Below are 24,593 nucleotides of genomic sequence, written 5' to 3' on the forward strand. Positions count from 1 at the left end.
ACCGGGGCGACCGGGGTCGGTCAGAGGTACTGCCCCGGGCTCGCGACCGTGTCGATGGAGCGCCCCGCCTCGGAGCCCTTCTTGCCCTGGACGATGGTGCGGATGTAGACGATGCGCTCGCCCTTCTTGCCGGAGATGCGCGCCCAGTCGTCGGGGTTCGTCGTGTTGGGCAGGTCCTCGTTCTCCTTGAACTCCTCGACGCACGCCACCAGCAGGTGGTCGACGCGCAGGCCCTTGACGCCCGTGCTGAGGAAGTCCTTGATCGCCATCTTCTTGGCGCGGTCGACGATGTTCTGCACCATCGCCCCGGAGTTGAAGTCCTTGAAGTACAGGACCTCCTTGTCGCCGCCGGCGTAGGTCACCTCGAGGAACTGGTTCTCCTCGGTCTCCTCGTACATCCGCACCACCGTGGCGCTGATCATCGCCTCGACGCACGCCTCGCGGGACCCGCCGTGGTGGGCCAGGTCCTGCGGGTGCAGCGGCAGGTCGGTCGTCAGGTACTTGGTGAAGATGTCCCGGGCGCCCTCGGCGTCCGGGCGCTCGATCTTGATCTTCACGTCGAGGCGGCCGGGGCGCAGGATCGCGGGGTCGATCATGTCCTCGCGGTTCGACGCACCGATGACGATGACGTCGTCCAGGCGCTCGACGCCGTCGATCTCGGCGAGCAGCTGGGGGACGATCGTCGTCTCGACGTCGGAGCTCACGCCCGAGCCGCGGGTGCGGAACAACGACTCCATCTCGTCGAAGAACACGACGACGGGGTGGCCCTCGCTCGCCTTCTCGCGGGCCCGGCTGAAGATCATCCGGATGTGGCGCTCGGTCTCGCCCACGTACTTGGTGAGGAGCTCGGGGCCCTTGACGTTGAGGAAGTAGCTGCGCGCGTCCTCGCGCCCGTCGCGCTCGGCGGACTGGCGGGCGAGCGAGCGGGCGACGGCCTTGGCGATCAGCGTCTTGCCGCACCCGGGGGGCCCGTACAGCAGCACGCCCTTCGGCGCCTTGAGCCCGTGCTCGCGGAAGAGGTCGGGGTGGCGGAACGGCAGCTCGACGGCGTCGCGGATCGTCTCGATCTGGGAGGCCAGGCCGCCGATGTCGCTGTAGGAGATGTCGGGCACCTCCTCCAGCACGAGGTCCTCGACCTCGGCCTTGGGCACCACCTCGTGCACGTAGCCCGAGCGCGGCTCGAGCGTCAGCGCGTCACCGTTCTTGAGCCCGGTGCCCACGAGAGGCCCGGCCAGGCGGACCACCCGCTCCTCGTCGCCGTGCACGACGACGAGGGCGCGGTCCTCCCCCAGCGCCTCCTTGAACGTCACGACCTCGCCGGTGACCTCGAACCCGCGCACCGCGACGACGTTCATGGCCTCGTTCAGCTCGACCTCCTGGCCGGGCGCCAGGTCGCCCGCGTCCAGGGCGGCGCTCAGCGCCACGCGCATCTTGCGCCCCTGCTGGACGACGTCGACGCTGCCCTCCCCCGACGGGCCGAGGTAGGTCGCGTAGCCGCTGGGGGGCTGGGCGAGGCGCTCCACCTCACCGCGCAGGGTCACGAGCTGCTGCCGCGCGTCCCCGAGGGTGCGCACCAGGCGGTCGTTGCGGGCGACGAGCTCGCCCACCTGGTCCTGCAGGGCGGTCACGCGCGAGGCTCCGGCGCCCCACGTGCGCGCCGGGGGCTGCCGGTCGGCGTCGTCCCGGGGCTGGTCGGAGTGCTGGTCGGGCTGGTGGTCAGCGTGGCTGTCCATGCGCGCCTCCTCGAGGTCCGTGCTCGACAGTAACCCGGGGGCCCGACAGGGGCGGGACAGGCCGTGCAGGTCGGTCCGCGAGACGGCGGCGCGGGCCCCGTCAGCCCGACGAGGGCCCGGGCTCCGCGCCGCCCTCGGGCTCCGTGGTCCCGGCGCCGTCGCCCGAGCCCGCCCGTGCGTCCCCGACCTCGGCGTCCCAGACCTGGGGCTCTTCGACCCGGGGCTCCTCGACCCGGGCCTCCTCGACCTGGGCGTCCCGGCGCGCCGTCACGTCACGACGGACGCGGCGGACCTTCTTGTCGGAGACAGCCCGCTCGCCCAGCGACTCGGGCGACCAGTCCTCCTCGACGCCCCAGCCGGTGCTCGCCCCGGCGTCCTCGAGGGCGTCGTCGGGTGCGTCGGCGTCCGGGAGCGGCCCGCCGCTGCGGACGCCCGGCGTCGAGGCGGCCGTGCCCTTGGCCGGGCGTCGACGGCGCAGCGGGGCGACGACGCCCTCGGCCATCCGGCGCGCGGTGAGCAGGAAGCCGGTGTGGCCGACCATCCGGTGCTGCGGCCGCACCGCCAGGCCCTCGAGGTGCCAGCCGCGGACCATGGACTCCCAGGCGGCCGGCTCGGTCCAGCGCCCGTCGGCGCGCAGGTCCTCGGCCGTGCGGGACAGCTGCGTGGCGGTGGCGACGTAGCAGATGAGCACCCCGCCGGGCGCGAGCGCCGTGGCCACGGCGTCCAGGCACTCCCAGGGGGCCAGCATGTCCAGGACGACCCGGTCGACGGACCCCGGCTCCTCCGCGGCGCCGAGCTCCTCGGCCAGGTCGCCGACGGTGATCCGCCACGCGGGGTGGGGTCCGCCGAAGAACCCCTCCACGTTGGCCCGGGCGATGTCGGCGAAGTCCTCGCGCCGCTCGAAGGAGTGCAGGTGCCCCTCGTCGCCGACGGCGCGCAGCAGCGACATGCTCAGCGCCCCGGAGCCGACGCCGGCCTCGACGACGCGCGCCCCGGGGAAGACGTCGGCCATCGCCACCACCTGCCCCGCGTCCTTGGGGTAGACGACGGCGGCGCCGCGGGGCATCGAGAGGACGTGGTCGGCGAGCAGCGGCCGCAGCGCCAGGTACTCCGCGCCGGAGGTGCTGCCGACGACGACGCCCTCGGGTCCGCCGATCAGGTCGTCGTGCTTGACGTGCCCGCGGTGGGTGTGGAACTCGTTCCCCGCGCCGAGGGTGATGGTGTGCAGCCGCCCGCGGGGGTCGGTGAGCTGGACGCGCTCGCCCGCGCGCAGGGGGCCGCGGCGCACAGCCGCACCGGTGGGACCGACGCCACCGCCCCGCGTGCCCGCGCCGTCCGCGGCGCTCACGCGGCCGCTCCCCGCCGGGCGGCGGCCACGACGTCGGCGCCGCGCAGCACGCCGACGACCCGGCCCGCCCCGTCGACGACGGCGGCGACCTCGCCGCCCGTCACCGCCTCCGGGTGGCCGCCCGCGGCGGCCAGCAGCTGCACCAGGTGCTGGCCCGCCGCGTCGCGCGGCAGCGGCGGTCCGGTCAGCGGGCGCGCCACGGACGAGGCGGGGACGGCGCCCCAGCGCTCGCGCGGCACCCGGCCGACGGCGTCGCGGTCCACCAGGGCGACCGGGCGCCCGTCGTCGGCCACGAGCACGACCTCCCCGGCGCCCGCCGCGTCGGCGACCGACGCCACCTCGGCCACCACGGCGCGGCTCGGGACGCCGACGGCGCGCACGGCCAGGGACTCGGCGCGCAGGGAGGCCACCCGGCCGCGCAGCCGCGCGTCGGCCAGGACGGCGCTGGCGCCGGTCCACAGCGTCCCGGCGACCAGGGCCGCCCACGCGACGAAGAGGAGGGAGGGCACCTCGCCGCGCAGCAGCGGGAGCCCCAGCAGGACGACCACGGCGGCGACCGCGAGCACGCGCCCGGCCCACGCGGCGACGACCGTCGCGCGCAGCCGGTCGCCGGTGGCGGCCCAGACGCCGGCCTCGAGCATCCGGCCGCCGTCGAGCGGCAGGCCGGGCAGCACGTTGAAGACCGCGACGAACAGGTTGGCCAGCGTGAGGGCCGACAGCAGCAGCCACGCCAGGCTCCCCGGCGTGGTCAGCAGGACCAGGAGCGCGCCGAGGCCGGCCAGCAGGGCGTTGGACGCCGGCCCGACCGCGGAGACGACGAAGCTGCGCCCCGGCGTCGCGGCGTCGGAGGCGAAGGTCGTGTGGCCGCCCCAGAGCGTCAGGACGATGCGGGTGGGCGGCAGGCCGACGGCGCGGGCGGTCAGCGCGTGCGCGACCTCGTGGACGAGCACCGACAGCGCGAGCACCAGCGCGTACGCGAGGGCGACGACCACCGAGCCGGCGCCGCCGAGCTCGGGCGCCGTGCGCGCCACCGTGGGCGCGAACAGCAGCGTGATGACGACCGCGATGACCACCCACGAGCGGGCGAGGACGACGGGGACGCCGGCGATCGTGCCGAGGCGCCAGCCGTCGGCGTCGAGCCGAGGGGGCGGACCCGCGGCCGGGGGCTGCGGGCGGGCGGCGGGGGCGTGCACCCCCCGAGCGTACGGGCGCTCAGGCGGTGCGGCGGGCGGTGCTGGGGGCGGGCGCGCTCTCGGCGCCCGGCACGCCGGCGAGCGCGGAGGCGTCCCCCAGTGACGAGGCCGGGATGACGCTGAGGGTGCCGTCGCTCTCGAGCACCACGGCCCCGACCTGGGACAGGTCGCCGCTGCTCCCCGAGCGCACCGCCTGCCGCAGCTCGCTCTGCGACACCCGGTGGTCGCGCAGGGCGTCCTCGCGCACCTCGCCGTGCCAGAGCAGCAGCGTCGGCGACGCCGTCACGGCCTTGCGGCTGGCCGGCCAGTGGGCCGTCGTCCACGCCACCACGAGCTGGAGCGCGACGAGCAGCACGAGCGCCAGCGCGCCCTCGACCCACGCGACGTCGGAGCTGAGCAGGATGGTCGCGAGCGTCGAGCCCAGGGCGACGGTGACGACGAGGTCGAAGGCGTTGAGCTTGGCCAGCGTCCTCTTGCCCGACAGCCGCAGCAGCACGACGAGGAAGACGTACGCCGCCGTCCCCACCAGGAGGACTCGGACCAGGTCGCTCCACGCGTCGAACCACATGGCACGAGGGTGTCCCATCCGGGCCCTTCCGGCCCACCGGGAGGGAGCCCGCGTCCGGCCGCCGCCGGACCGGCGCAGATGCCATGCTGCGACGCGCGCCGGGGTCCGCCCGGCGGCGGGGGGAGCGGCGTGGGTGACGGCGCGCTCTGGGCCCTCGTGCTCTCCGGGCTCGCGGTCGGCGCCGTCTCCTCCGTGGTCCCCGTGCTGGCGGTCGAGGCCTACGTCGTCGCGGTCGCGGCCGTGCAGCCGGGGGGCGTCGGGGTCGCCGTGGCCCTGGCCGCGGCGCTGGGGCAGAGCGCCGGGAAGGGCGCGATCTTCGTCGCCGTCCGCTCCGCGGGGCGCTCCCGGTGGTCGCGGCGCCTGCACCGCCACGCCCTGGAGGCGATGGGCCGGGCCGGGCAGACCGCTCCCGCCGCGGCGGACGGAGGGCCGTGGGCGCGCGCGGGCCGCCTGCTGCGCCGGCTCACGGCCTGGTGCCTGCGGGTCCTGTCCGGTCCGTGGGGCGCAGCCGTCGTCCTGCTGTCGGGCGTCGCCGGGGTGCCGCCGCTCCTCGTCGTCTCCGCCGCCGCGGGCGCCTCCCGACTGCCCCTGGGCGTCTTCCTCGCGGCGTGCCTGGCGGGCCGGGCGGTGCGCCTCGTGGCGCTCGCGCTCGTGCCCGACCTGCTCGGCGTCGTGCCCTAGCTCGCGGGGTCGAGCGCCGCGTCCGACCGGCGGAGCCGGTCGGACGCCTGCGGTCACGGATCCGCCCGTGACGTCCCGCACGTCAGGACTGGCGCCCTCGGGCCCTCGGTGGCCAGGGGCCGCAGGACGCGCGCGAGCTCGAGGCGCAGCCGGTCCTCGAGCCGCCTGCCACTCCCCCGAGGACGCGGTGGCCGGGCGAGGTCAGCCTCGAGCGGCTGCAGGTCTCGCTCGAGCTCGTCGGCAGCGCCGCCCACCGGCTGCCCGGTCCCGGCCGCTGAGCTGTCTCCCCGAGCTGTCTCCCGAGCGGGCCCGGCCGCCGCGGGTGCGACGCCCGGGCCCGCTCAGGCCCCCCCGGGAGCGCTCAGGCCCGCTCGTCGGCCACGACGGCGGTCGGGTCGTGCGAGGCCGAGCTCGCGCGGACCCGCCCGTCGCGGACCTCCTCGGCCCAGTGGCAGGCGACCACGTGGTCGGGCGCCAGCTCGCGCGGGAGGGGCACCTCGTCGTGGCAGCGCGTCGCCTGCCGGAACGGGCACCGGGTGTGGAAGCGGCAGCCCGACGGGGGGTTCGCCGGGCTCGGCAGGTCGCCGGTCAGCAGGATCCGCTCGCGCGAGTCCTCCACGGCCGGGTCGGGCACGGGGATCGCCGACATCAGCGACAGCGTGTACGGGTGCAGCGGGTTCGCGTAGAGCTCGTCGCTGGGCGCCTGCTCGACGACGACGCCGAGGTACATCACCCCGACGACGTCGCTGATGTGCCGCACCACGGCGAGGTCGTGGGCGATGACGAGGTAGGTCAGGCCCAGGCGGTCCTGCAGCTCCTCCAGGAGGTTGACGACCTGCGCCTGCACCGAGACGTCGAGCGCGCTCACGGGCTCGTCGGCGACCACGAGGTCGGGCGACAGCGCCACGGCCCGGGCGATGCCGATCCGCTGGCGCTGGCCGCCGGAGAACTCGTGGGGGTAGCGGGCCGCGGCGCTGGCCGGCAGCCCGACGACCTCGAGCAGCTCCAGCACCCGCTCGCGCCAGGCGGCGGGCCCGCCGGGCACCCCGTGCGCGCGCAGCGGCTCGGTGAGGATGCTCTCGACGCTCTGGCGCGGGTCCAGGCTCGACATCGGGTCCTGGAAGACCATCTGCATGCGCCGGCGCAGCGAGCGGAGCTCGCCCCGCCCCAGCGCGAGGACGTCCTGCCCGTCCAGCTCGACGCTGCCCGCCGTCGGCTCCTCCAGGCGCAGCACGGCCCGGCCGAGGGTCGACTTGCCGCAGCCGGACTCGCCGACGAGGCCGTACGTCTGGCCGCGCCGCAGGTCCAGGTCCACGCCGTCGACGGCCCGCACGTGGCCGACCGTGCGGTCCAGCAGCAGGCCCTTCTTGATCGGGAAGTGCACCTGCAGCCCCCGCACGCGTAGCAGGACGTCGTCGTCGGTCCCCTCGGCGGGACGCGTCGACGCGGTGCCCGCCGCCTCGCGGGCGCTCACGCGCCGACCCCGGCCGTCACGGGCGCGGCGCTCTCGGGCAGCGCCGGGTGCGCGCAGCGCGCGAGGTGCCCGGCCGGCAGCCCCTGCAGCTCGCGCAGAGCCAGGTCGGGGTCGGCGCAGGCCCGGTCGGCGTGCGCGCAGCGGGGCGCGAAGGCGCACGCCCGCGACCACGGCAGCAGGTCCCGCGGCGTGCCCGGGATGGGGCGCAGCGGCTCGCCGCGCGGTGCGTCCATCCGGGGCACCGAGGCCAGCAGGCCCTCGGTGTACCGGTGCGCGGGGCGGCCGAACAGCTCGCGGCGCGAGGCCTCCTCGACGACGCGGCCGGAGTACATCACCGTCACGTCGTCGCAGAGCCCGGCCACGACGCCGAGGTCGTGCGTGATGAGCAGCATGGCGGTCCCCGTCTCCCCCACGAGCTGGCGCAGCAGCTCCAGCACCTGCGCCTGGATGGTCACGTCCAGCGCCGTCGTGGGCTCGTCGGCGATGAGCAGCCGCGGCTTGCACGCCAGGGCGATGGCGATGAGGGCGCGCTGGCGCATGCCCCCCGAGAGCTGGTGCGGGTAGTCCCGCAGCCGGCGCCGCGGGTCGGGGATGCCGACCCGGCGCAGCAGGTCCTCGGCCTCGTCCCGCGCCGCCGCGCGGTCGACGTCGGTGTGCGTGCGCAGGACCTCGGTGACCTGCGTCCCGATCGGCACGACCGGGTTCAGCGAGCTCATCGGGTCCTGGAAGACCATGGCCATCTGGTCCCCGCGCAGCGCGGCCAGGCGCTTCGGCGCCATCCCGAGCAGCTCCGTCCCCGCCAGGCGCACCGATCCGGTGACGCGGCTGCTGCGGCGCGGCAGCAGCCCCATGACGGCGAGCGAGGTCACGGACTTGCCGCTGCCCGACTCCCCCACCAGGCCCCGGACCTCGCCCGGGCGCACAGACAGGCTGACGCCGTCGACGGCGCGCACGGGCTCCGCCCCGCGCCGGACGAACTCGACGCCGAGGTCGCGGACCTCGAGCAGCGCCTCCCCCTCCGGCGCCGGGACGGCCCCGCCCCCGGGGCGGGCCGAGGGGACGGCGGACGGCGGCCTGCGGTCGGGCATGGGGCTCCTGCGGTGGGCACCGGGGTCGGCGGGGGCGCCGGCGGGCGTGCTCACCGGCGGAAGGTGGGGTCGAGGGACTCGCGCAGGGCCTCGCCGAACAGCGTGAACCCCAGCGCGGTGACGGCGATGCAGACGCCCGGCAGGATCGCCAGGTGCGGGTCGGTCGCCAGGCGGTCCTGGGCGCGCACGAGCATGCGTCCCCACTCCGCCACGGTCGGGTTGGGGTCGCCGAGCCCCAGGTAGGACAGCGCGGCCACCTCGATGATCGCCGTCGCCAGCGTGAGCGTCCCCTGCACGATGACGGGGCTGAGGGAGTTCGGGAGCATGTGGCTCATCACCACGCGCCGCCGTCGCAGGCCGAGCGAGGACGCCGCGAGCACGTAGTCCGAGCCGCGCTGGCCGAGCATCGACCCGCGCAGCAGCCGGGCGAAGATGGGCACCTGGGCCGCGCCGATGGCGATCATCAGCGCCGTGGCGCTGGGCCCCACGACGGCGGCGATGCTGACGGCCAGCAGCAGGCTCGGGATCGACAGCATGATGTCGACGACGCGCATCACCGCGACGTCCACCCAGCCGCCGAAGGCCCCGGCGAGCAGGCCCAGGACCGTGCCGGCTCCGAGGCCGATGACGGTCGACACGACGCCGATGACCAGCGACTGGCGGGCGCCGTAGACGAGCTGGGTGAGCAGGTCGGAGCCGAAGGAGTCCAGCCCGAGCAGGTGGTCGTCGCTGGGACCGGGGACGGACGACGGCGTGACCTGGCCCGCCCACTGCGCCCCGGCCGGCGCGTACGGCGCGATGAGCGGCGCGAGCACCGCGACCAGCACGAAGGCGCCCACGATGACGGCGCCGACGATCGCCGCCGGGTCGCGGCGCAGCCGGCGCCAGGCGCCGCGCCACAGGCTGGTGCCGCGCTCGTCCTCGGCCTGCGGCTCCAGCGCCAGCTCGGCCGGCGTACCGGGCGGCGGGTCGGCCTCGGGAGCGCCGGGGGGCCCGCCCGCGGGCGGGAGGTGGACGCCGCTCACGAGACGCGCACCCGCGGGTCGACGAGGCCGTAGCTGACGTCGACCAGGAGGTTGACGAGCGCGTAGACGAGCGCGATGAAGAGGATGAAGCCCTGCAGCACGGGGTAGTCCAGGGTCGAGATGGAGTCGAACAGGTAGCCGCCGATGCCGTTGATGGCGAAGACGGTCTCGGTGAGCACCGCGCCGGACAGCAGCAGGCCGGTCTGCAGCCCCACCGTCGTCAGGACGGGGAGCATCGCGTTGCGCAGGACGTGGCGGCGGCGCACGAGCGAGCGGGCGAGCCCCTTGGCCTCGGCCGTGCGGACGTAGTCCTGGCCGGTCACCTCGAGCACCGAGGCGCGGGTGATGCGGACGATGATGGCGAGCGGGATGGTGCCCAGCGCCAGCGCCGGCAGCACGAGGTGGACGACCGCGTCCCACGAGGCGTCCCACTCGCGCGTGAGCAGCCCGTCGAGCACGTAGAAGTTCGTCACGTGCGTGGCGTCGATGCGCGGGTCCTGGCGCCCCGCCGTCGGCAGCCAGCCGAGCTGGACGGCGAAGACGAGCTTGAGCAGGTAGGCCAGGAAGAAGACGGGGATGACCGTGCCCAGCAGCGACCCGCCCACCAGGAGGCTGTCGAGCGGGCCGCCGTGGCGCCGCGCGGCCGCGTAGCCGAGCGGGATGCCGAGCAGGACCGCGATGAGCAGGGCGGCGACCGCCAGCTCGATGGTCGCGGGGAAGCGCAGCAGGAAGCTCTCGAGCACGGGCTCGCCCGTGCGCGAGGAGGTGCCGAGGTCCCCCTGCAGCAGCCGGCCCAGGTAGGTCACGTACTGCACGGGCAGCGGCTGGTCGAAGCCGTAGGCGGCGGTGATGCGCTCGACGGCGGCGGGCGTCGCCCGCTCCCCCAGCAGGGTGCGGGCGGGGTCGCCCGGCAGGGCGCGCAGCCACGCGAAGAGCAGCACGGACAGTCCCAGCAGGACCGGGACGAGGAGCGCCAGGCGGCGCACGAGGAACCTCAGCACGACGGGCTCTCCTGGACGGGCGGGGGTGTGGGCGCGCCGGCCGCCCCCGCGAGGGGGGCGGCCGGCGCGCGGAGGGCGGCGGTCAGCTGACCGTCACCCCGTTCCACACCTCGTCCTGGACGGGGCTCGTCTCGTAGCCCTCGACCTCCGGCGCGAAGGCCAGCGACGGCACCGGGGAGGCGATCGGCACGCCCGGCAGGAACTCCATGACCTGCTGGTTGATCGCCTCGTAGGCCGGGCCCTGCTCGTCGGCGGTCGGCAGCCCGCGGGCCTGCGAGAGCGCGGAGAACAGCTCGGGGTTGTCGAAGCCCCACTCGTTCTTCGGGGTGCCGAAGAAGACGCCGACGAAGTTGTCGGGGTCGTTGTAGTCGCCGGTCCACCCGAGCAGGTGCAGGCCGTGGTCCTCGCTGCCCTGGATGCGGTCGAGGTAGTCGGGCGACCACGGCAGGGCGACCGGGTTCACGGTGATGCCCGCGGCCTCGAGCTGGCTGCGGATCGCGACGAAGGTGTCCTCCGGGCTCGGCATGTACGGCCGGGAGACGCCCGTGGGGTAGACGAAGTCGATGCTCAGGTCGCTCTGACCGGCCTCGGCCAGCAGCTCCTGCGCCCGCGCCGGGTCGTAGTCGTAGGTCTCGACGTCGTCGGAGTACCCCGTGACGATCTCGGGCATGAACTGCGTCGCGGGGGTCGAGCCCTCGGGCATCGACTGGCTGATGACGGCGTCCTTGTCGATGGCGTGCGCGATGGCCTGGCGGACCCGGGGGTCGGCCAGCTCGGGCACGGCCTGGTTCATGCCGAGGTAGAGCACGTTGAAGGCCGGCCGGTCCTCGACCTGGAAGCCGGCGTCCTCCAGGGCCTGGACGTCGCCGGGGGCCACGAGGTCGTAGCCGTCGATCTGCTCGCCCTCGAGGGCCTGGCGGCGGGCGTTGCCGTCGGCGATCGTCTGGATCACGACCGTGTCGAGCTGGGCGACGTCGCCCCAGTAGTCGTCGTAGCGGGTGAGCGTCACCGACTGGCCGCGCTCCCAGCTCTCGAACTGGAACGGGCCGGTGCCCGTGGGGTTCTCCGTGCCGTAGGCGCTGAAGCGCACGTCGTCGGCGCTGCCGGAGATGTTGTCCGCGTCGAACTCCTCCAGCGCCGTCGGGCTCTGCATGGAGAAGGCCGGCAGCGAGAGCGAGGCGATGAAGCCGGCGAACGGCCGCGTGAGGGTGATGACGGCCGTCTGCTCGTCCTGCGCCTCGCAGCTCTCGTACAGGCCGTCCTCGAGCTCGGGGTCCTCGCTCTCGGCGAAGCCCTGGAAGATCGAGTTGTAGTAGTAGGAGATGTTCTCGTTCTGCTGCAGGCCGGTCCAGCCGTGCCAGCGGTCGAAGTTGGCGCAGACCGCCGCCGCGTCGAAGGTCGTCCCGTCGTGGAAGGTGACGTCCTCGCGCAGGTCGAACGTGTAGGTCAGGCCGTCCTCGCTCGTCTCCCACGACTCGGCGAGCAGCGGCGCCGGGTCGGGCGTGCCCGGCTCGGTGCCGACGAGGCCCTCGAACATCTGCCGCGCCACGCGGAAGGTCTCGCCGTCGCTGGCGAAGGCCGGGTCGAGCACGACCGGGTCCGAGCTCGCCGCGAAGACGAAGGTCCCCCCGCCGCCGCCCTCGCCGCCCCCGCTGGCGTCGCCGCCCCCGGCGTCCCGGTCGCTCTCCGCGCAGCCGGCCGTCACCAGCAGCGCGCCGGCCGCCAGCAGGGCCGCGGCCCGTCCTCCGATGCTCCGCACCATGGGTCGCACTCCGTCGTCTCGTCGGACGCCGTGACCCGTCCGGTCCACGGCGGGGCGACGCTAGCCGCAGCCGGGCGCGGACGGTGCGCGACCAGCCGGTGTCGGCACGGTCACGATCGGGTGACGGTCCCGTGCTCCTGCCCGCGGACGAGGACGAGCAGGTCCTGCGGCGCCACCCCGGCGAGCGTGGGCACGACCGTCCGCCGCGGGCCCTCGGGGATCTCCACGACGTGCGGCACCACCAGCACGGGCACCCCGGCGGCCTCCGCGGAGGCCAGCCCCGTCGGGCTGTCCTCCACGGCCACGCAGCGGCCGGGGTCCACGCCGAGGGCCGCCGCCGCGCGCAGGTACGGCTCCGGGTGGGGCTTGCCGCGGTCGCAGGCGTCACCGGTCACGACGGCGTCGAAAGCGCCCTGCGGCAGGTGGTCGAGCATCGCGTCGGCCATGGACCGCCACGACATGGTCACGAGGGCGAGGGGCACCCCGAGCTCGGCGAGCCCGGTGAGCATCTCCAGCGCTCCGGGGCGCCAGCGCGGGTCCCGGCGCAGCTCGGCGGCCACCTGCGCCCCGAGCAGCTCGATGATCTCGCGCACCGGGAGGTCGACGCCGCCCTCGCGCCGCAGCACCTCGGCCGAGACCTCGAGCTGGTTGCCCACCAGCGCCATCGCCTGGGAGTCGGTCCACGTGCCGCCGTGGGCCTCGACGAGCGCGCGCTCGGCCGCCCACCACACCGGCTCGGTGTCCACCAGCGTGCCGTCCATGTCGAAGAGGACCGCGGCGGGCAGGGGGACGCCGTCCTCCCCCGGCGCCGTCGCGGTCGGGGCGGGGGTGTCGGCGCGCATGCCCGCGAGTCTGCCAGCGGCGCCGGTCCGCCCCCGCCCCTCCCGCGGCCCCGTCCCGGGGCACGGGAGGGGCGCGTCAGACGGCGTTGAAGTACTTCGCCTCGGGGTGGTGGACGACGAGGGCGTCCGTGGACTGCTCGGGGTGCAGCTGGAGCTCCTCGGACAGCTCGACGCCGATCCGCTCGGGCTCCAGCAGCCGCACGAGGTCGGCGCGGCTCTCCAGGTCCGGGCACGCCGGGTAGCCGAAGGAGTACCGCGACCCCCGGTAGCCCTGGCCGAGGACCTCGTCGAGCTCGCCGGCGTCCTGCCCGCCGTACCCGAGCTCGGCGCGCACGCGGGCGTGCCACATCTCGGCCATCGCCTCGGTGAGCTGGACCGACAGCCCGTGCAGCTCCAGGTACTCCCGGTAGGCGTTGCGCGCGAACAGCTCCCCGGTCACCTCGGCGACCTGCGAGCCCATCGTCACGAGCTGCAGCGGCAGGACGTCGGGGCGCCCGAGCGCCTCCACCTCCGCAGCGTCGCGGAAGAAGTCCGCCAGGCACAGGCGCCGGTCGCGGCGCTGGCGCGGGAAGGAGAAGCGCAGCCGCTCGGTGCCCGGCTCCCCGCCCGTGCCGTCGCCCTCGTGGTGGGCCACGACGAGGTCCTGGCCCTCGGACCAGACCGGGAAGTACCCGTAGACGACGGCGGCGCGGGTGATCCCCTCCGTGCGGATGCGGTCCAGCCACATCCGCAGCCGCGGGCGGCCCTCGGTCTCGACGAGCTCCTCGTAGGAGGGCCCCTCTCCCCCGCGGGCGCCGCGCAGGCCCCACTGGCCGAGGAAGGTGGCCCGCTCGTCGAGGTAGGAGGCGTACTCGGCCAGGTGCACGCCCTTGACGACGCGCGTGCCCCAGAACGGCGGCACCGGGACGTCGACGTCGCGGGCGACGTCCGAGCGCCGCGCGCGCACGTCCTCGCCCTCGGCGACGGCGGCCTCCTCCTCCCCCGTGCGCCGGCGCACCCGGCGCGGGCGCAGCGCCGGCAGCGTGTCGGAGACCGACGCGCCCGGCGTCGTGCGCGCCGCGGCGACGGCGTCCATCAGCCGCAGCCCCTCGAAGGCGTCGCGGGCGTAGCGCACCTCGCCCTCGTAGAGCTCGGCGAGGTCGTTCTCGACGTAGGCGCGCGTGAGCGCCGCCCCGCCGAGGATGACCGGCCAGCGCGCGGCGAGGCCGCGCTCGTTGAGCTCGGCGAGGTTCTCCTTCATGACGACGGTCGACTTCACGAGCAGCCCGCTCATGCCGATGGCGTCGGCGCCCGTCTCCTCCGCGACGCGGATGATCTCGCTGATCGGCTGCTTGATGCCGATGTTCGTCACGTCGTAGCCGTTGTTGGACAAGATGATGTCCACGAGGTTCTTGCCGATGTCGTGGACGTCGCCCTTCACGGTCGCCAGCACGATCTTGGCCCGCGCCTGGCGGGCCGTGCCGCTCGCGGCGGCCTCGGCCTCGATGTGCGGCTCCAGGTGCGCCACGGCGATCTTCATGACCTCCGCCGACTGCAGCACGAAGGGGAGCTGCATCTGCCCCGACCCGAAGAGCTCGCCGACCTCCTTCATCCCGGCCAGCAGGTGGTCGTTGACGACGTCGAGCGGGCTCGTCCCCTGCGCGAGGGCCTCGTCGAGGTCGGCGTCCAGGCCCTTGCGCTCACCGCCGACGATGCGCCGGGACAGGCGCTCCCCGAGCGGCAGCGCCATCAGCTCGGCGGCGCGGTCGGCGCGCACGGAGGCGGCGTCCACGCCCTCGAAGAGGTCCAGGACCCGCTGCAGCGGGTCGTAGAGGACCCCGCCGTCGGCGTCGTAGCGGCGCCGGTCGTGCACGAGGTCCAGCGCCGCCTCGCGCTGGTCCTCGGGGATGCTCGCCATCGGCATGATCCGGGCGGCGTGCACGATGGCCGAGTCGAGCCCCGCCTCGACGGCCTCGTGCAGGAACACCGAGTTCAGCACCGCGCGCGCCGCCGGGTTGAGCCCGAACGAGATGTTCGAGAGCCCGAGCGTCGTCTGCACGCGGGGGTGGCGGCGCTTGATCTCGCGGATGGCGGCGAGCGTCTCCACGCCGTCCCGGCGCGTCTCCTCCTGCCCGGTGGCCACGGGGAAGGTGAGGGCGTCCACGATGATGTCCGCCTCGTCCATCCCCCACGTGCCGGTGAGGTCCTCCACGAGCCGGGTGGCGATGGCCGTCTTGGTCTCGGCGGTGCGGGCCTGGCCCGCCTCGTCGATGGTCAGGGCGACGACGGCGGCGCCGTGCTCGCGCACCAGCGGCATGATCCGGGCGAAGCGGCTCGTGGGCCCGTCGCCGTCCTCGTAGTTCACCGAGTTGACGACGGCGCGCCCGCCGACGAGCTCCAGCCCCGCCTCCAGGACGGCGGGCTCGGTGGAGTCGATGACGAGCGGCAGGGTCGAGGCGGTGGCCAGGCGGCTGACGACCTCCCGGACGTCCGCGACGCCGTCGCGGCCCACGTAGTCGACGCAGACGTCGAGCAGGTGGGCGCCGTCGCGGGTCTGCCCGCGCGCGATCTCGACGCAGCGCTCCCAGTCCCCCGCGACCATGGCCTCGCGGAAGGCCTTGCTGCCGTTGGCGTTCGTGCGCTCGCCGATCGCCAGCACGCTGGCCTCCTGGGCGAACGGCACGTGCTGGTAGATGCTCGCGACGCCGGGCTCGGGCCGCGCGTCGCGCGCCGTCACCGGGCGCCCGCCGACGCGCTCGACGACCTGGCGCAGGTGCTCGGGCGTCGTGCCGCAGCAGCCGCCGACGAGGGCGAGGCCGTAGTCGCGCGTGAAGCGGTCGTGGGCCTCGGCCAGCTCGCCGGGGCTGAGCGGGTAGTACGCGCCGTCCTTGGACAGCTGGGGCAGGCCGGCGTTCGGCATGCAGGTCACGGGCACCGGGGAGTGCCGGGCCAGGTGGCGCAGGTGCTCGCCCATCTCCGCGGGACCGGTGGCGCAGTTGAGGCCGACGCCGTCCACGCCGAGGGCGGCGAGCGCCGTCAGCGCGGCCCCGATCTCGCTGCCGAGGAGCATGGTGCCCGTGGTCTCGACCGTGACCTGCACGAGCACGGGGACGTCCACGCGGGCCTCGCGCATGGCCCGGCGCGCGCCCACGACGGCCGCCTTGGCCTGCAGGAGGTCCTGGACCGTCTCGACGAGGACGGCGTCGACGCCGCCGTCGAGCATCCCGAGCACCTGCTCGGCGTAGGCGTCGCGCAGGAGGGCGTAGGGCGCGTGGCCGAGGCTCGGCAGCTTCGTGCCGGGCCCCATGGAGCCGAGGACGAAGCGCTCGTGGTCGGCGGTGCTGGCGGCGTCCGCGGCCTCGCGGGCCACGCGGGCGCCGCCGGCGGCGAGCTCGCGGATGCGCGACTCGATGCCGTACTCGGCGAGGTTGGCCCAGTTCGCGCCGAAGGTGTTGGTCTCGACCAGGTCGACCCCGACGTCCAGGTAGGCCTCGTGGACCGAGCGGACGACGTCGGGGCGCGTGGCGTTGAGGACCTCGTTGCAGCCCTCGTGGCCCTCGAAGTCCTCGAGCCCGGGGGCGGCCGCCTGGAGCATGGTGCCCATCGCCCCGTCGGCCACCAGGACGCGCTCGGACAGGGCGGCGCGCAGGCGCGCGGGGCGGTCGCTCACGACCGCCGATGCTAGGCGTCGCCGTCGGGCGTCCCCGCGCAGCGCCCGTAGGGTGGACGCGCTGCTCCGGGGCCGCAGGCAGGCCCCTGCACCCGGGCGCCGGCACGACGCCCCGGGCGGCCGCAGGCGACGGGGAGCGGCGAGGAGGAGGACGAGTGAGCGAGCAGTCGGAGCGGGTCCCGGACGCGGTGCCGGAGCTGCGCGACCCGGTCGTCCTGGCGGCCTTCGAGGGCTGGAACGACGCCGCCGAGGCCGCGAGCGGCGCCCTGGACCACCTGGCGCGCGTCTGGGGCGAGACGCCGATCGGCGAGCTCGACCCCGAGGACTACCACGACTTCCAGGTCAACCGGCCGGTCACCGGCTTCGACGAGGACGGCCGCCGGCGCATCACCTGGCCGACCACCCGCCTCTCGTGGACCCGGCCGCCCGGCGGCGAGCGCGACGTCGTGCTGGTCCACGGCATCGAGCCCTCGATGCGCTGGCGCTCCTACACCGCCGAGCTGCTCGACCGCGCCGAGGCCGTCGGGGCCCGGACCGTCGTCACGCTCGGCGCGCTCCTGGCCGACGTCCCGCACACCCGGCCCATCCCGATCACGAGCACCGGCGACGCGCCCTCGATGGAGCACCTCGCGCTCGAGCCGTCCCGCTACGAGGGCCCGACGGGCATCGTCGGCGTGGTGGCCGAGGCGGCGGCCGAGCGCGGGCTCGCCTCGGTCTCCCTGTGGGCGGCCGTGCCCCACTACGTCGGCCAGTCGCCGTCCCCGAAGGCCGTCCTGGCCCTGCTGGGGCGGGTGGAGGAGGTCCTCGGCGCGCCCGTGCCCCTCGAGGACCTCGGCGAGGAGGCCGAGGCCTGGGAGCGCGGGGTGGACGAGCTCGCCGGGGAGGACGAGGAGATCGGCGAGTACGTCCAGCAGCTCGAGCAGGCCAAGGACACCGCCGAGCTCCCCGAGGCCAGCGGCGAGGCGATCGCCCGCGAGTTCGAGCGCTACCTGCGCCGCCGCGGGGACGAGGGCCCCCGGCGGGGCCCGGCCGCCCCGGCGTAGCCGTCAGCGCGCCGCCGCGCTGACGGCCCGCCGGGGAGCCCGACGCCGACGTCCCCCCGGCCGTGCCTCCGCGGCGGTCGCGGTCACGACCTCCGTCGGACGAGGACCCGCTGCAGGACCACGAACAGCAGCAGCAGCGCGCCGACGAAGATCTTGGTCCACCAGGAGCTCAGCGTGCCCTCGAAGGAGATGAGGGTCTGGATCGTGCCGAGGACGAGGACGCCCAGCAGGGAGCCGAGCACGAAGCCGACCCCGCCGGACAGGAGCGTGCCGCCGATGACGACGGCCGCGATGGCGTCGAGCTCGCCCCCCAGCGCGGTGAGGCTGTAGCCCGAGAGGGAGTAGAAGCTGAAGAGCAGCCCCGAGATCGCCGCGCACAGGCCGCTGATGGCGTAGGCGCCCACCTTGGCCCGGGCCACGGGCAGGCCCATGAGCGTGGCGGACGACTCCCCGCCGCCGACGGCGTAGACCGTGCGGCCGAACCGCGTCAGGTGGAGCAGGACGACGGCGACGAGGACCACGGCGACGGCGACGAGCACGTTCGGCGTCACGCCGACGGAGGTGCCCGGCAGGACGAAGTAGGCGCTCGCCACCGCGCGGAAGGTCGGGTCGGCGATGGCGATGGCGTCGACGCTGATGACGTAGCACAGGCCCCGGGCCAGGAAGAGGCCCGCGAGGGTCACGATGAACGGCTGGATCTGGAAGAAGTGGATGACCAGCCCCTGCAGCGTGCCGAAGACGGCGCCCAGGACGAGCACGGCGACGACCACCAGCGGCGCCGACCACCCCGCCTCCAGGGAGGCGGCGGCGACCATGGCGGACAGCGCGAGCACCGAGGCGACCGACAGGTCGATCCCGCCGGTGAGGATGACGAACGTCACCCCGACGGCGAGCACGACGAGGTAGGCGTTGTCGATGAAGAGGTTGGCGAAGACCTGCGGCGAGCCGAAGTTCTCGTGCCGCAGGGACCCGGCGGCGAACATCGCGACGAACAGCACGAAGGTCGCGACGACGGGCAGGAAGCGGGACCGCGCGTCGAGCCAGCCGCGGGCCGCGGAGGCCCTGCTCGCGCCTGCGCCCGCCACCCCGGTCGGCTGCGTCCGGACGTCGGTGCTCATGCTCGTCCCACCTCCTGGTGCTCCTGGGGCGCGTCCTCGCGCACCGGGGTGCTGCCGGTCCCGCCGCTCGACCCGGCGCCGTCACCCGGCGCTCTCCTCCCGCCGCCCCGCGGCGAGCCGGCCGCCGCGGGCCGCCTGCGCCGCCGCACGAGGAGGCCTCGCGCCTGCGGGGACTGGGCGAGGAAGACGAGGATCACCACGACGGCCTTGAAGACGAGGGAGACCTCGGGCGGCACGCCGATGGAGTAGACGGTCGTCGTCAGGGTCTGGATGACCATGGCCCCGACGAGCGTCCCGGCGAGCGAGTACCGCCCTCCCGCCAGCGAGGTGCCGCCGATGACCACCGCGAGGATGGCGTCCAGCTCGATCCACAGGCCCGCGTTGTTCGCGTCGGCGGCGTTGACGTTGGCCGCGATCATGAGGCCGGCGACGCCGGCGCACAGCGCGGAGAAGACGTAGACCGTCCACAGGATCGTGCGCGAGCGCAGCCCGGCGAGCCGGCTCGCCTCGGGGTTGATGCCCACCGACTCGACGAACAGGCCCAGGGCCGTGCGACGGGTGAGGAGCGCCACGGCCACGAGCACCCCGACGCTGATGAGGATGGGCACGGGCAGCAGCAGGACGAACCCCGCGCCCACCGCGTTCAGCGTCGGGTTGTTGACGGTGATGATCTGCGCGTCGGTGATGAGCATGGCGATGCCCCGGCCCGCCGTCATCAGCACGAGCGTCGCGATGATCGGCTGGATGCCCACCACGGAGACGAGGAAGCCGTTCCACAGCCCCAGCAGCACGCAGACCGCGAGCGCCGTGCTCATGCCGACCACGGCCGCCGACGGGCTGGACGGGTCGGGGGCCGTCGCCACCGAGGTGCAGGCCACGGCGCCGGCGATGGCCACCACGGCGCCGACGGAGAGGTCGATGCCGCGCGTGGCGATGACGAGCGTCATCCCGACGGCGACGAGGAGGACGGGGGCGCCGTTCTTGAGGATGTCGACGAGGCTCCCGTAGAGCCGGTCCCCCCGGACCTCGACGGACAGGAAGCCCGGGTTGACCGCCGTGTTGAGCACGAGGAGGGCCACCAGGGCCAGGACCGGCCACAGGAGCCGGCTGCCGGTGGCGCGCGCCACGAGCCCCGGTCCCCTCTCCTCCGCCGCCAGCTGCTGCGCGCTCATGCCGTCCTCCGCTCCGCGCCGGCCGGGGCCAGCTCGTGGTGGGCGTGGTCGTCGTCCGAGCGGGCGATGAGGCCCATCACGTCGTCGAAGCTGCAGTCGCCCGGGAGCTCGGCGATCTTGCGCCGGTCCTTCATGACGACCACCCGGTGGGCCAGGCGCAGGACCTCCTCCAGCTCGGCGGAGATGAGCACCACCGCCGTCCCGCCCGCGGCGAGCTCGAGGACGAGGTCCGCGATCTGGGTCTTGGCGCCGATGTCGATGCCGCGCGTCGGCTCGTCGAGGATCAGCACCCTCGGGCGGGTGATCAGCCAGCGGGCGAGCAGGACCTTCTGCTGGTTGCCCCCGGAGAGGTTGCGCACCAGCGTGTCCGGGGACGCCGGCCGCAGGTCGAGGCGGCGGATCCACTCCTCGACGAGCTCGTCCTTCGCGCGCTGGGGCAGCGGGCGGGCCCAGCCCCGCGAGGCCTGCAGCGCCAGGACCATGTTGTCGCGCACGCTGAGGTCACCCACCACGCCCTCGGCCCGGCGGTCCTCGGAGCTGAAGGCGACCCCCGCGGCCACCGCGGCCCGGGGGCCGCGGGCCCGCAGGCGGCGACCACCCACCTCGAGCGTGCCGCTGTCGGGCCGGTCGGCGCCGAACAGCAGCCGGACGAGCTCGGTGCGGCCCGAGCCCAGGAGGCCGGCGAGGCCCACGACCTCGCCCGGGTGCACGTCGAGGTCGAACGGCTCGACGCCGCCGCGCCGGCCGAGCCCCCGGGCGCGCAGGACGGGCTCGCGGTCGGACGCGTCGTCCCCCCGGGCGGCGGGGGCGGCGTCGGAGGCGCTGAGCTCGCGGCCGAGCATCTCGCCCACCAGCTGCAGGCGCGTGGTCCCGCTCGTGCGGTGCTCGCCCACCAGCTGGCCGTTGCGCAGCACCGTCATGCGGTCCGAGACGGCGAAGACCTGCTCGAGGAAGTGCGACACGAAGAGGATGGCGGTGCCGGCGTCGCGCTGGGCGCGGACGACCCGGAACAGCTCCTCGACCTCGTCGGCGTCCAGGCTCGAGGTGGGCTCGTCGAGGATGAGCACCCTGGCGTCGACGACGATGGCCCGCGCGATGGCGACCAGCTGCTGGACGGCGATCGGGTGGCTGCCGAGGGCCGAGCCGGGGTCGGCGCGCACGCCCATGCCCTCCAGCACCTCGGCGGCGCGGGCGCGCATCGCGCGCCCGTCGACCATGCCGAGGCGGCGCGGCTCGCGGCCGAGCAGGATGTTCTCGGCGACGGTCAGGTTCGGGCAGAGGTTGACCTCCTGGTAGACCGTGCTGACGCCGGCCTCCTGCGCTGCGGCCGGGCGCGAGAACGACACCGGGCGCCCGTCGAGCAGCACCGCCCCGGCGGTCGGGCGGTACACCCCGGTCAGGCACTTGATCAGCGTCGACTTGCCGGCGCCGTTCTCGCCCATCAGGGCGTGCACCTCCCCCGGCAGGAGGCGGAAGTCGACCTCCTGCAGCGCCTTGACGCCGGGGAACTCGATGGACAGGCCCTGGGCCGCCAGGACGGGGGCCCGCTGGTCGGGCCCGCGGTCCGGGGCTGCGGGTGTCGGGGGCCGCTGCGGCGCGGCGCGCTCCGGCGTGGTCATGGGGTCTCCGTGCGGCCGAGGAGGGGGAGCCGGGCGGCGGGAGCCGTGCGGCTGGTGCCGTGGCGCCCCGCGAGGGGGCGGTGCGGCGCCGCGCCGGCCCGCGAGGGGCCGGCGCGGCGCTGGTCGCGTCCGCGGGCGGACGCGGCTCAGTACTGGCGGTCGGGCAGGGCGGCCGCCGCCTCCTCCTGCGTGAAGGTCGTCTCCTCGACGACGACGCGCTTGGGGACCTCCTCGCCGGCGACGACCTGGTCGGCCAGCTCCATCAGCTGGTCGCCCAGCAGCGGGTTGCACTCGACGATGAAGCTGATCTTCCCGTCGGCGAGCGCCTGCATGCCGTCCTTGACGGCGTCGACCGTGATGATCTTGATGTCCTCGCCGGGCACCATGCCCGCCGCCTCGATGGCCTCGATGGCCCCGAGGCCCATGTCGTCGTTGTGGGCGTAGACGACGTCGATGTCGGGCTGGCTCTGGAGGAAGGCCTCCATGACCTGCCGCCCGCCGGAGCGCGTGAAGTCACCGGTCTGCGAGGCGACGACCTCGATGTTGTCGGCGCCGGCGATGGCCGACTCGAAGCCCTCCTTGCGGTCGATGGCCGGTGCGGCGCCGGTGGTCCCCTGCAGCTCCACGACGTTCACCTGGTCCGCCCCGGCGCTGTCCTCGACGAGCCACTCCCCGGCCTTCTCCCCCTCGGCGACGAAGTCGGACCCGAGGAAGGTCGCGTACAGGGTGTCGTCGGGGGAGTCGATGGAGCGGTCCGTGAGGATGACCGGGATGCCGGCCCGCTTGGCCTCCTGCAGGACCGTGTCCCAGCCCGTCTCGACGACCGGGCTGAACGCGATGACGTCGACCTGCTGCTGGATGTAGGAGCGCAGCGCCTGGATCTGGTTGGCCTGCTTCTGCTGGGCGTCGGAGAACTGCAGCTCGACGCCGGCCTCCTCGGCCGAGGCCTGGATCGAGGCGGTGTTGGCGGTGCGCCAGCCGCTCTCGGCGCCGACCTGGGCGAAGCCCATCGTGATGGCGTCGTCGCCGCCGCCGCTCGTGGAGCCGCCGGCGGCGCCGCCCGCGTCGTCGGAGCTGCCGCACGCCGTCATGCCGAGCAGGAGCACCGCGCCGACCGTGCTTGCGAGGGTCTTCTTGAACACCGTTGTCCTCCAGAGGGTGGCTCGCGGACGAGCCGGGTCCTGCGGCCCCTCCGCGTCTCCCCGGGGCCCGCGCACCGCCTCGTCGCGGTGGCGCGCTCAGGGTGAGCGCTAACATGTGCCCGGGTCAAGCACTTCCCGGTGGCCGTTACCGGACCGCGACGTACCGGGCGTCCCCGCGTCCCGGAGGGCGTCCCGCCCGGCTCGTGCGCCACGCCCCGGTGCTGTCGTCCGGGACGTGGCGCAGGGCCGCTCAGGCGGGGACGACCACGTCGACGACGCGCTCGAGCCCGTCGCCGAGGTCCACGTGCAGGGTCCGGCAGCTGCCGGCGTCCTGCGGGCGCGGCCACCAGCGCACCTGCACCCGGCCGTCGCCCATCGGGCGGACCCGGGCGCTGCGGGCGCCCTCCGCCGCCCCGCCGTCGCAGGCCGTCGTCCACGTGCGCACGTCGCCGGCCCGGACGGCGGCCGGGCCGCCGGCCCCGCCCACGTGCCAGACCTGCGTCACGGGTCGGCGCCCCGAGGCGGTCACCTCGCCCTCGACCCCGCTGACCTCGTACGGGGCGGCCGGCACGCCGAGGCGGACGTGGTCGACCTCGGCGTAGCCGGTGCCGTGCGCCAGCCGCAGCCGGTTCTCGCCCTCGGCCAGGCGCACCCGCACGGTCTGGGGGATCCAGTCGTCCCAGCCGCCGCTGGGGTGGACGACCTCCTGCGGGGCGCCGCCGTCGACGGTGAGCAGGTGGGTCGCCGGCTGGCCCGTGCCGTTGCCCCCGCGGACGCGCAGCGGGTAGACGCCGTCGGCCGGCGCGTGGACGGTGATCTCGACCGCGCTGGCGGCGTCGTCGAGGTAGCCCACCTTGCGACCGCCGGTCGCCCCCCGGACGCTGCTGTCGACGACGCGGGCCGCGCCGGAGACGTCGCCGTCCTCGGCCTCGTAGGTCGCCCAGAGCGGGCCCTCCTCGCCGGAGGGCACCGGCAGCGGCTGGTCGACGGGGACGGGCTCGCCGAAGTCGGGCACCCCGTCGGCGGTCCAGGTGAAGGGCTGCGCCCGGACGGTGCGCCCGCCCCAGCCCGACCCCGGGACGGTGTTGGCGTGGTAGACGAGCCAGTCCTCGGTGCCGTCGGGGGACGTCGTGAGGGTGTGGTGCCCCGTCCCGGCGGCCGTGGGGCCCTGGGAGAACACGCAGCCGTCGGACTTGGTCCACGTCGTCGGGTCCAGGACGTCCCCGCCCTCGTGGGTGAGCAGGCCCAGGCAGTAGTCGTCGGTCCAGCTGCCGCTCGCGGAGTAGACGACGAACAGGCGGCCGTCGCGCTGCAGGACCTCAGGGCCCTCGTTGATGTCGGGGTCGCCGATCGTCTCCCACGGCTCGGTGGGGGTCGAGATCATCACCCGCTCGCCGCTGATGGTCATCGGGTCGCTCATGGGGGCGATGTAGAGGTTCTGGCGGACGTTGACGTCGCCCTCCCAGCCCGACCAGAGGAAGTACAGGCGGCCGTCGTCGGTCTGCAGCACGGTGGCGTCGATGGCCCACCGGTCGCTCGGGTCGGAGATCGTCCGCGGGGCGCTCCACGGACCCAGCGGGTCGTCGGTGAGGGCCTTCATCACCCGCATCCGGTGGTTCGCGTTGTCCCCGTCGTCCGTGGCGACGTAGATGTACCAGCTGCCGTCGATCCGCATCATCTGCGGCGCCCACACCTCGCAGCACAGGGGGCCGTCCGGCGGGTTGGTCCACACCATCCGCGCCTCGCCCTCGCCGAGGGCCGACAGCCGCGGGGCCCGGCGCACGAGGATGCCGCCGCCCTCGCTGGAGACGGAGACGTACTCCCCCTCGTGCTGGACCACCGAGGGGTCGGCGCCCTGGCGCACCGGGTTGTAGAAGGTCGCCTCGGCGGCGGGCGCCGCGTCGGCGGCGTCGGAGGGCGCTCCTGCCGGTGCGCCCGCGGCGGGGGCGGCGCCGGCGAGCGCGAGGACGCCGGCGGCGAGGAGCGCCGTCGCGCGGCCCCTCGCCGGCCTGGTCGGGGAGGTCGTCGGTCGGGTGCGTCGCATGGAGACCTCGTCGTCTCGGGAGCTGGCCCGGGACGCCGTGCGCGGGCTGCGCACTCCTCCGCCCCGTCCCCCGGATGCTCGACCGCGACCG

At 75.3% G+C, this 24,593-nt stretch carries 18 protein-coding genes; 2 read left to right on the plus strand and 16 right to left on the minus strand.

Annotation, left to right across the window (positions count from 1 at the left end; genetic code table 11):
* Positions 1-20: 20 nt before the first annotated feature.
* The 4 genes from arc to Q0848_RS15855 form a co-directional block, all read right to left on the minus strand.
* A complete protein-coding gene (gene arc / locus Q0848_RS15840) occupies positions 21-1,733 on the minus strand; it encodes a proteasome ATPase (RefSeq protein WP_299039259.1) in 1,713 nt (570 codons plus the stop codon).
* A 100-nt stretch (positions 1,734-1,833) separates the two neighbouring features.
* Positions 1,834-3,081 carry a tRNA (adenine-N1)-methyltransferase gene (locus Q0848_RS15845; protein ID WP_299039260.1) on the minus strand — a complete coding sequence of 416 codons (1,248 nt, stop codon included), beginning with the start codon at positions 3,079-3,081 and terminating at the stop codon, positions 1,834-1,836.
* Entirely contained in the window at positions 3,078-4,274 is a 1,197-nt protein-coding gene (locus Q0848_RS15850) for a site-2 protease family protein (RefSeq protein WP_299039262.1), read from the minus strand. The genes Q0848_RS15845 and Q0848_RS15850 overlap by 4 nt, the downstream gene beginning before the upstream one ends.
* 19 nt (positions 4,275-4,293) lie before the next feature.
* Positions 4,294-4,842, minus strand: coding sequence for a DUF421 domain-containing protein (locus Q0848_RS15855; protein ID WP_299039264.1), 549 nt, complete (start codon positions 4,840-4,842; stop codon positions 4,294-4,296).
* 129 nt (positions 4,843-4,971) lie between these two features.
* On the opposite strand from Q0848_RS15855, the gene Q0848_RS15860 reads away from it, so the two are divergent.
* Entirely contained in the window at positions 4,972-5,523 is a 552-nt protein-coding gene (locus Q0848_RS15860) for a hypothetical protein (RefSeq protein WP_299039265.1), read from the plus strand.
* A gap of 361 nt (positions 5,524-5,884) precedes the next feature.
* On the opposite strand, the gene Q0848_RS15865 is transcribed toward Q0848_RS15860, so the two are convergent.
* From Q0848_RS15865 to metH, 7 genes are all read right to left on the minus strand, one after another.
* On the minus strand, positions 5,885-6,931 hold the full coding sequence (locus Q0848_RS15865; RefSeq protein WP_366146643.1) for an oligopeptide/dipeptide ABC transporter ATP-binding protein: 1,047 nt from the start codon (positions 6,929-6,931) through the stop codon (positions 5,885-5,887).
* A gap of 62 nt (positions 6,932-6,993) precedes the next feature.
* Positions 6,994-8,085: an ABC transporter ATP-binding protein gene (locus tag Q0848_RS15870; protein ID WP_299039267.1), complete on the minus strand. Its 1,092-nt coding sequence runs from the start codon at positions 8,083-8,085 to the stop codon at positions 6,994-6,996.
* A gap of 50 nt (positions 8,086-8,135) precedes the next feature.
* On the minus strand, positions 8,136-9,029 hold the full coding sequence (locus Q0848_RS15875; protein ID WP_366146644.1) for an ABC transporter permease: 894 nt from the start codon (positions 9,027-9,029) through the stop codon (positions 8,136-8,138).
* A 77-nt stretch (positions 9,030-9,106) separates the two neighbouring features.
* Entirely contained in the window at positions 9,107-10,111 is a 1,005-nt protein-coding gene (locus tag Q0848_RS15880; RefSeq protein ID WP_299039269.1) for an ABC transporter permease, read from the minus strand.
* An 82-nt stretch (positions 10,112-10,193) separates the two neighbouring features.
* Positions 10,194-11,873: an ABC transporter substrate-binding protein gene (locus tag Q0848_RS15885; protein WP_299039270.1), complete on the minus strand. Its 1,680-nt coding sequence runs from the start codon at positions 11,871-11,873 to the stop codon at positions 10,194-10,196.
* Between the two features lie 110 nt (positions 11,874-11,983).
* Positions 11,984-12,715, minus strand: a complete 732-nt coding sequence (locus Q0848_RS15890) for an HAD family phosphatase (RefSeq protein WP_299039271.1) — start codon at positions 12,713-12,715, stop codon at positions 11,984-11,986.
* A gap of 76 nt (positions 12,716-12,791) precedes the next feature.
* A complete protein-coding gene (metH, locus tag Q0848_RS15895; RefSeq protein WP_299039272.1) occupies positions 12,792-16,364 on the minus strand; it encodes a methionine synthase in 3,573 nt (1,190 codons plus the stop codon).
* Positions 16,365-16,519: 155 nt separating this feature from the next.
* Between metH and Q0848_RS15900 the strand changes: the two genes are divergently transcribed.
* The gene (locus tag Q0848_RS15900; protein ID WP_299039274.1) at positions 16,520-17,407 is read left to right on the plus strand and encodes a PAC2 family protein; all 888 of its coding nucleotides are present in this window, start codon (positions 16,520-16,522) and stop codon (positions 17,405-17,407) included.
* Positions 17,408-17,490: 83 nt separating this feature from the next.
* Here Q0848_RS15900 and yjfF read toward each other — a convergent pair whose 3' ends face one another.
* From yjfF to Q0848_RS15925, 5 genes are all read right to left on the minus strand, one after another.
* Complete coding sequence (yjfF, locus tag Q0848_RS15905) at positions 17,491-18,525, minus strand: galactofuranose ABC transporter, permease protein YjfF (protein ID WP_299039276.1); 1,035 nt, start codon at positions 18,523-18,525, stop codon at positions 17,491-17,493.
* Positions 18,522-19,697 carry an ABC transporter permease gene (locus Q0848_RS15910; RefSeq protein ID WP_299039278.1) on the minus strand — a complete coding sequence of 392 codons (1,176 nt, stop codon included), beginning with the start codon at positions 19,695-19,697 and terminating at the stop codon, positions 18,522-18,524. Before Q0848_RS15910 ends, yjfF begins: the two co-directional genes overlap by 4 nt.
* Positions 19,694-21,316: a sugar ABC transporter ATP-binding protein gene (locus Q0848_RS15915; RefSeq protein ID WP_299039280.1), complete on the minus strand. Its 1,623-nt coding sequence runs from the start codon at positions 21,314-21,316 to the stop codon at positions 19,694-19,696. Before Q0848_RS15915 ends, Q0848_RS15910 begins: the two co-directional genes overlap by 4 nt.
* Positions 21,317-21,462: 146 nt before the next feature.
* Positions 21,463-22,407 (minus strand): ABC transporter substrate-binding protein, encoded by a 945-nt coding sequence (locus tag Q0848_RS15920; protein WP_366146645.1) that lies wholly within the window; start codon positions 22,405-22,407, stop codon positions 21,463-21,465.
* A 301-nt stretch (positions 22,408-22,708) separates the two neighbouring features.
* Positions 22,709-24,502, minus strand: coding sequence for a family 43 glycosylhydrolase (locus tag Q0848_RS15925; protein WP_299039284.1), 1,794 nt, complete (start codon positions 24,500-24,502; stop codon positions 22,709-22,711).
* Positions 24,503-24,593 lie beyond the last annotated feature (91 nt).

The sequence above is a fragment of the uncultured Pseudokineococcus sp. genome, from assembly GCF_947495735.1.
GTDB lineage: Bacteria > Actinomycetota > Actinomycetes > Actinomycetales > Quadrisphaeraceae > Pseudokineococcus.

Coding starts and splice junctions, on each gene's coding strand:
- arc (WP_299039259.1), bottom strand. CDS start 1,733: ATGGACAGCCACGCTGACCACCAGCCCGACCAGCACTCCGACCAGCCC.
- Q0848_RS15855 (WP_299039264.1), bottom strand. CDS start 4,842: ATGTGGTTCGACGCGTGGAGCGACCTGGTCCGAGTCCTCCTGGTGGGG.
- Q0848_RS15870 (WP_299039267.1), bottom strand. CDS start 8,085: ATGCCCGACCGCAGGCCGCCGTCCGCCGTCCCCTCGGCCCGCCCCGGG.
- Q0848_RS15885 (WP_299039270.1), bottom strand. CDS start 11,873: ATGGTGCGGAGCATCGGAGGACGGGCCGCGGCCCTGCTGGCGGCCGGC.
- Q0848_RS15890 (WP_299039271.1), bottom strand. CDS start 12,715: ATGCGCGCCGACACCCCCGCCCCGACCGCGACGGCGCCGGGGGAGGAC.
- yjfF (WP_299039276.1), bottom strand. CDS start 18,525: ATGAGCACCGACGTCCGGACGCAGCCGACCGGGGTGGCGGGCGCAGGC.
- Q0848_RS15910 (WP_299039278.1), bottom strand. CDS start 19,697: ATGAGCGCGCAGCAGCTGGCGGCGGAGGAGAGGGGACCGGGGCTCGTG.
- Q0848_RS15915 (WP_299039280.1), bottom strand. CDS start 21,316: ATGACCACGCCGGAGCGCGCCGCGCCGCAGCGGCCCCCGACACCCGCA.
- Q0848_RS15920 (WP_366146645.1), bottom strand. CDS start 22,407: ATGACGGCGTGCGGCAGCTCCGACGACGCGGGCGGCGCCGCCGGCGGC.
- Q0848_RS15925 (WP_299039284.1), bottom strand. CDS start 24,502: ATGCGACGCACCCGACCGACGACCTCCCCGACCAGGCCGGCGAGGGGC.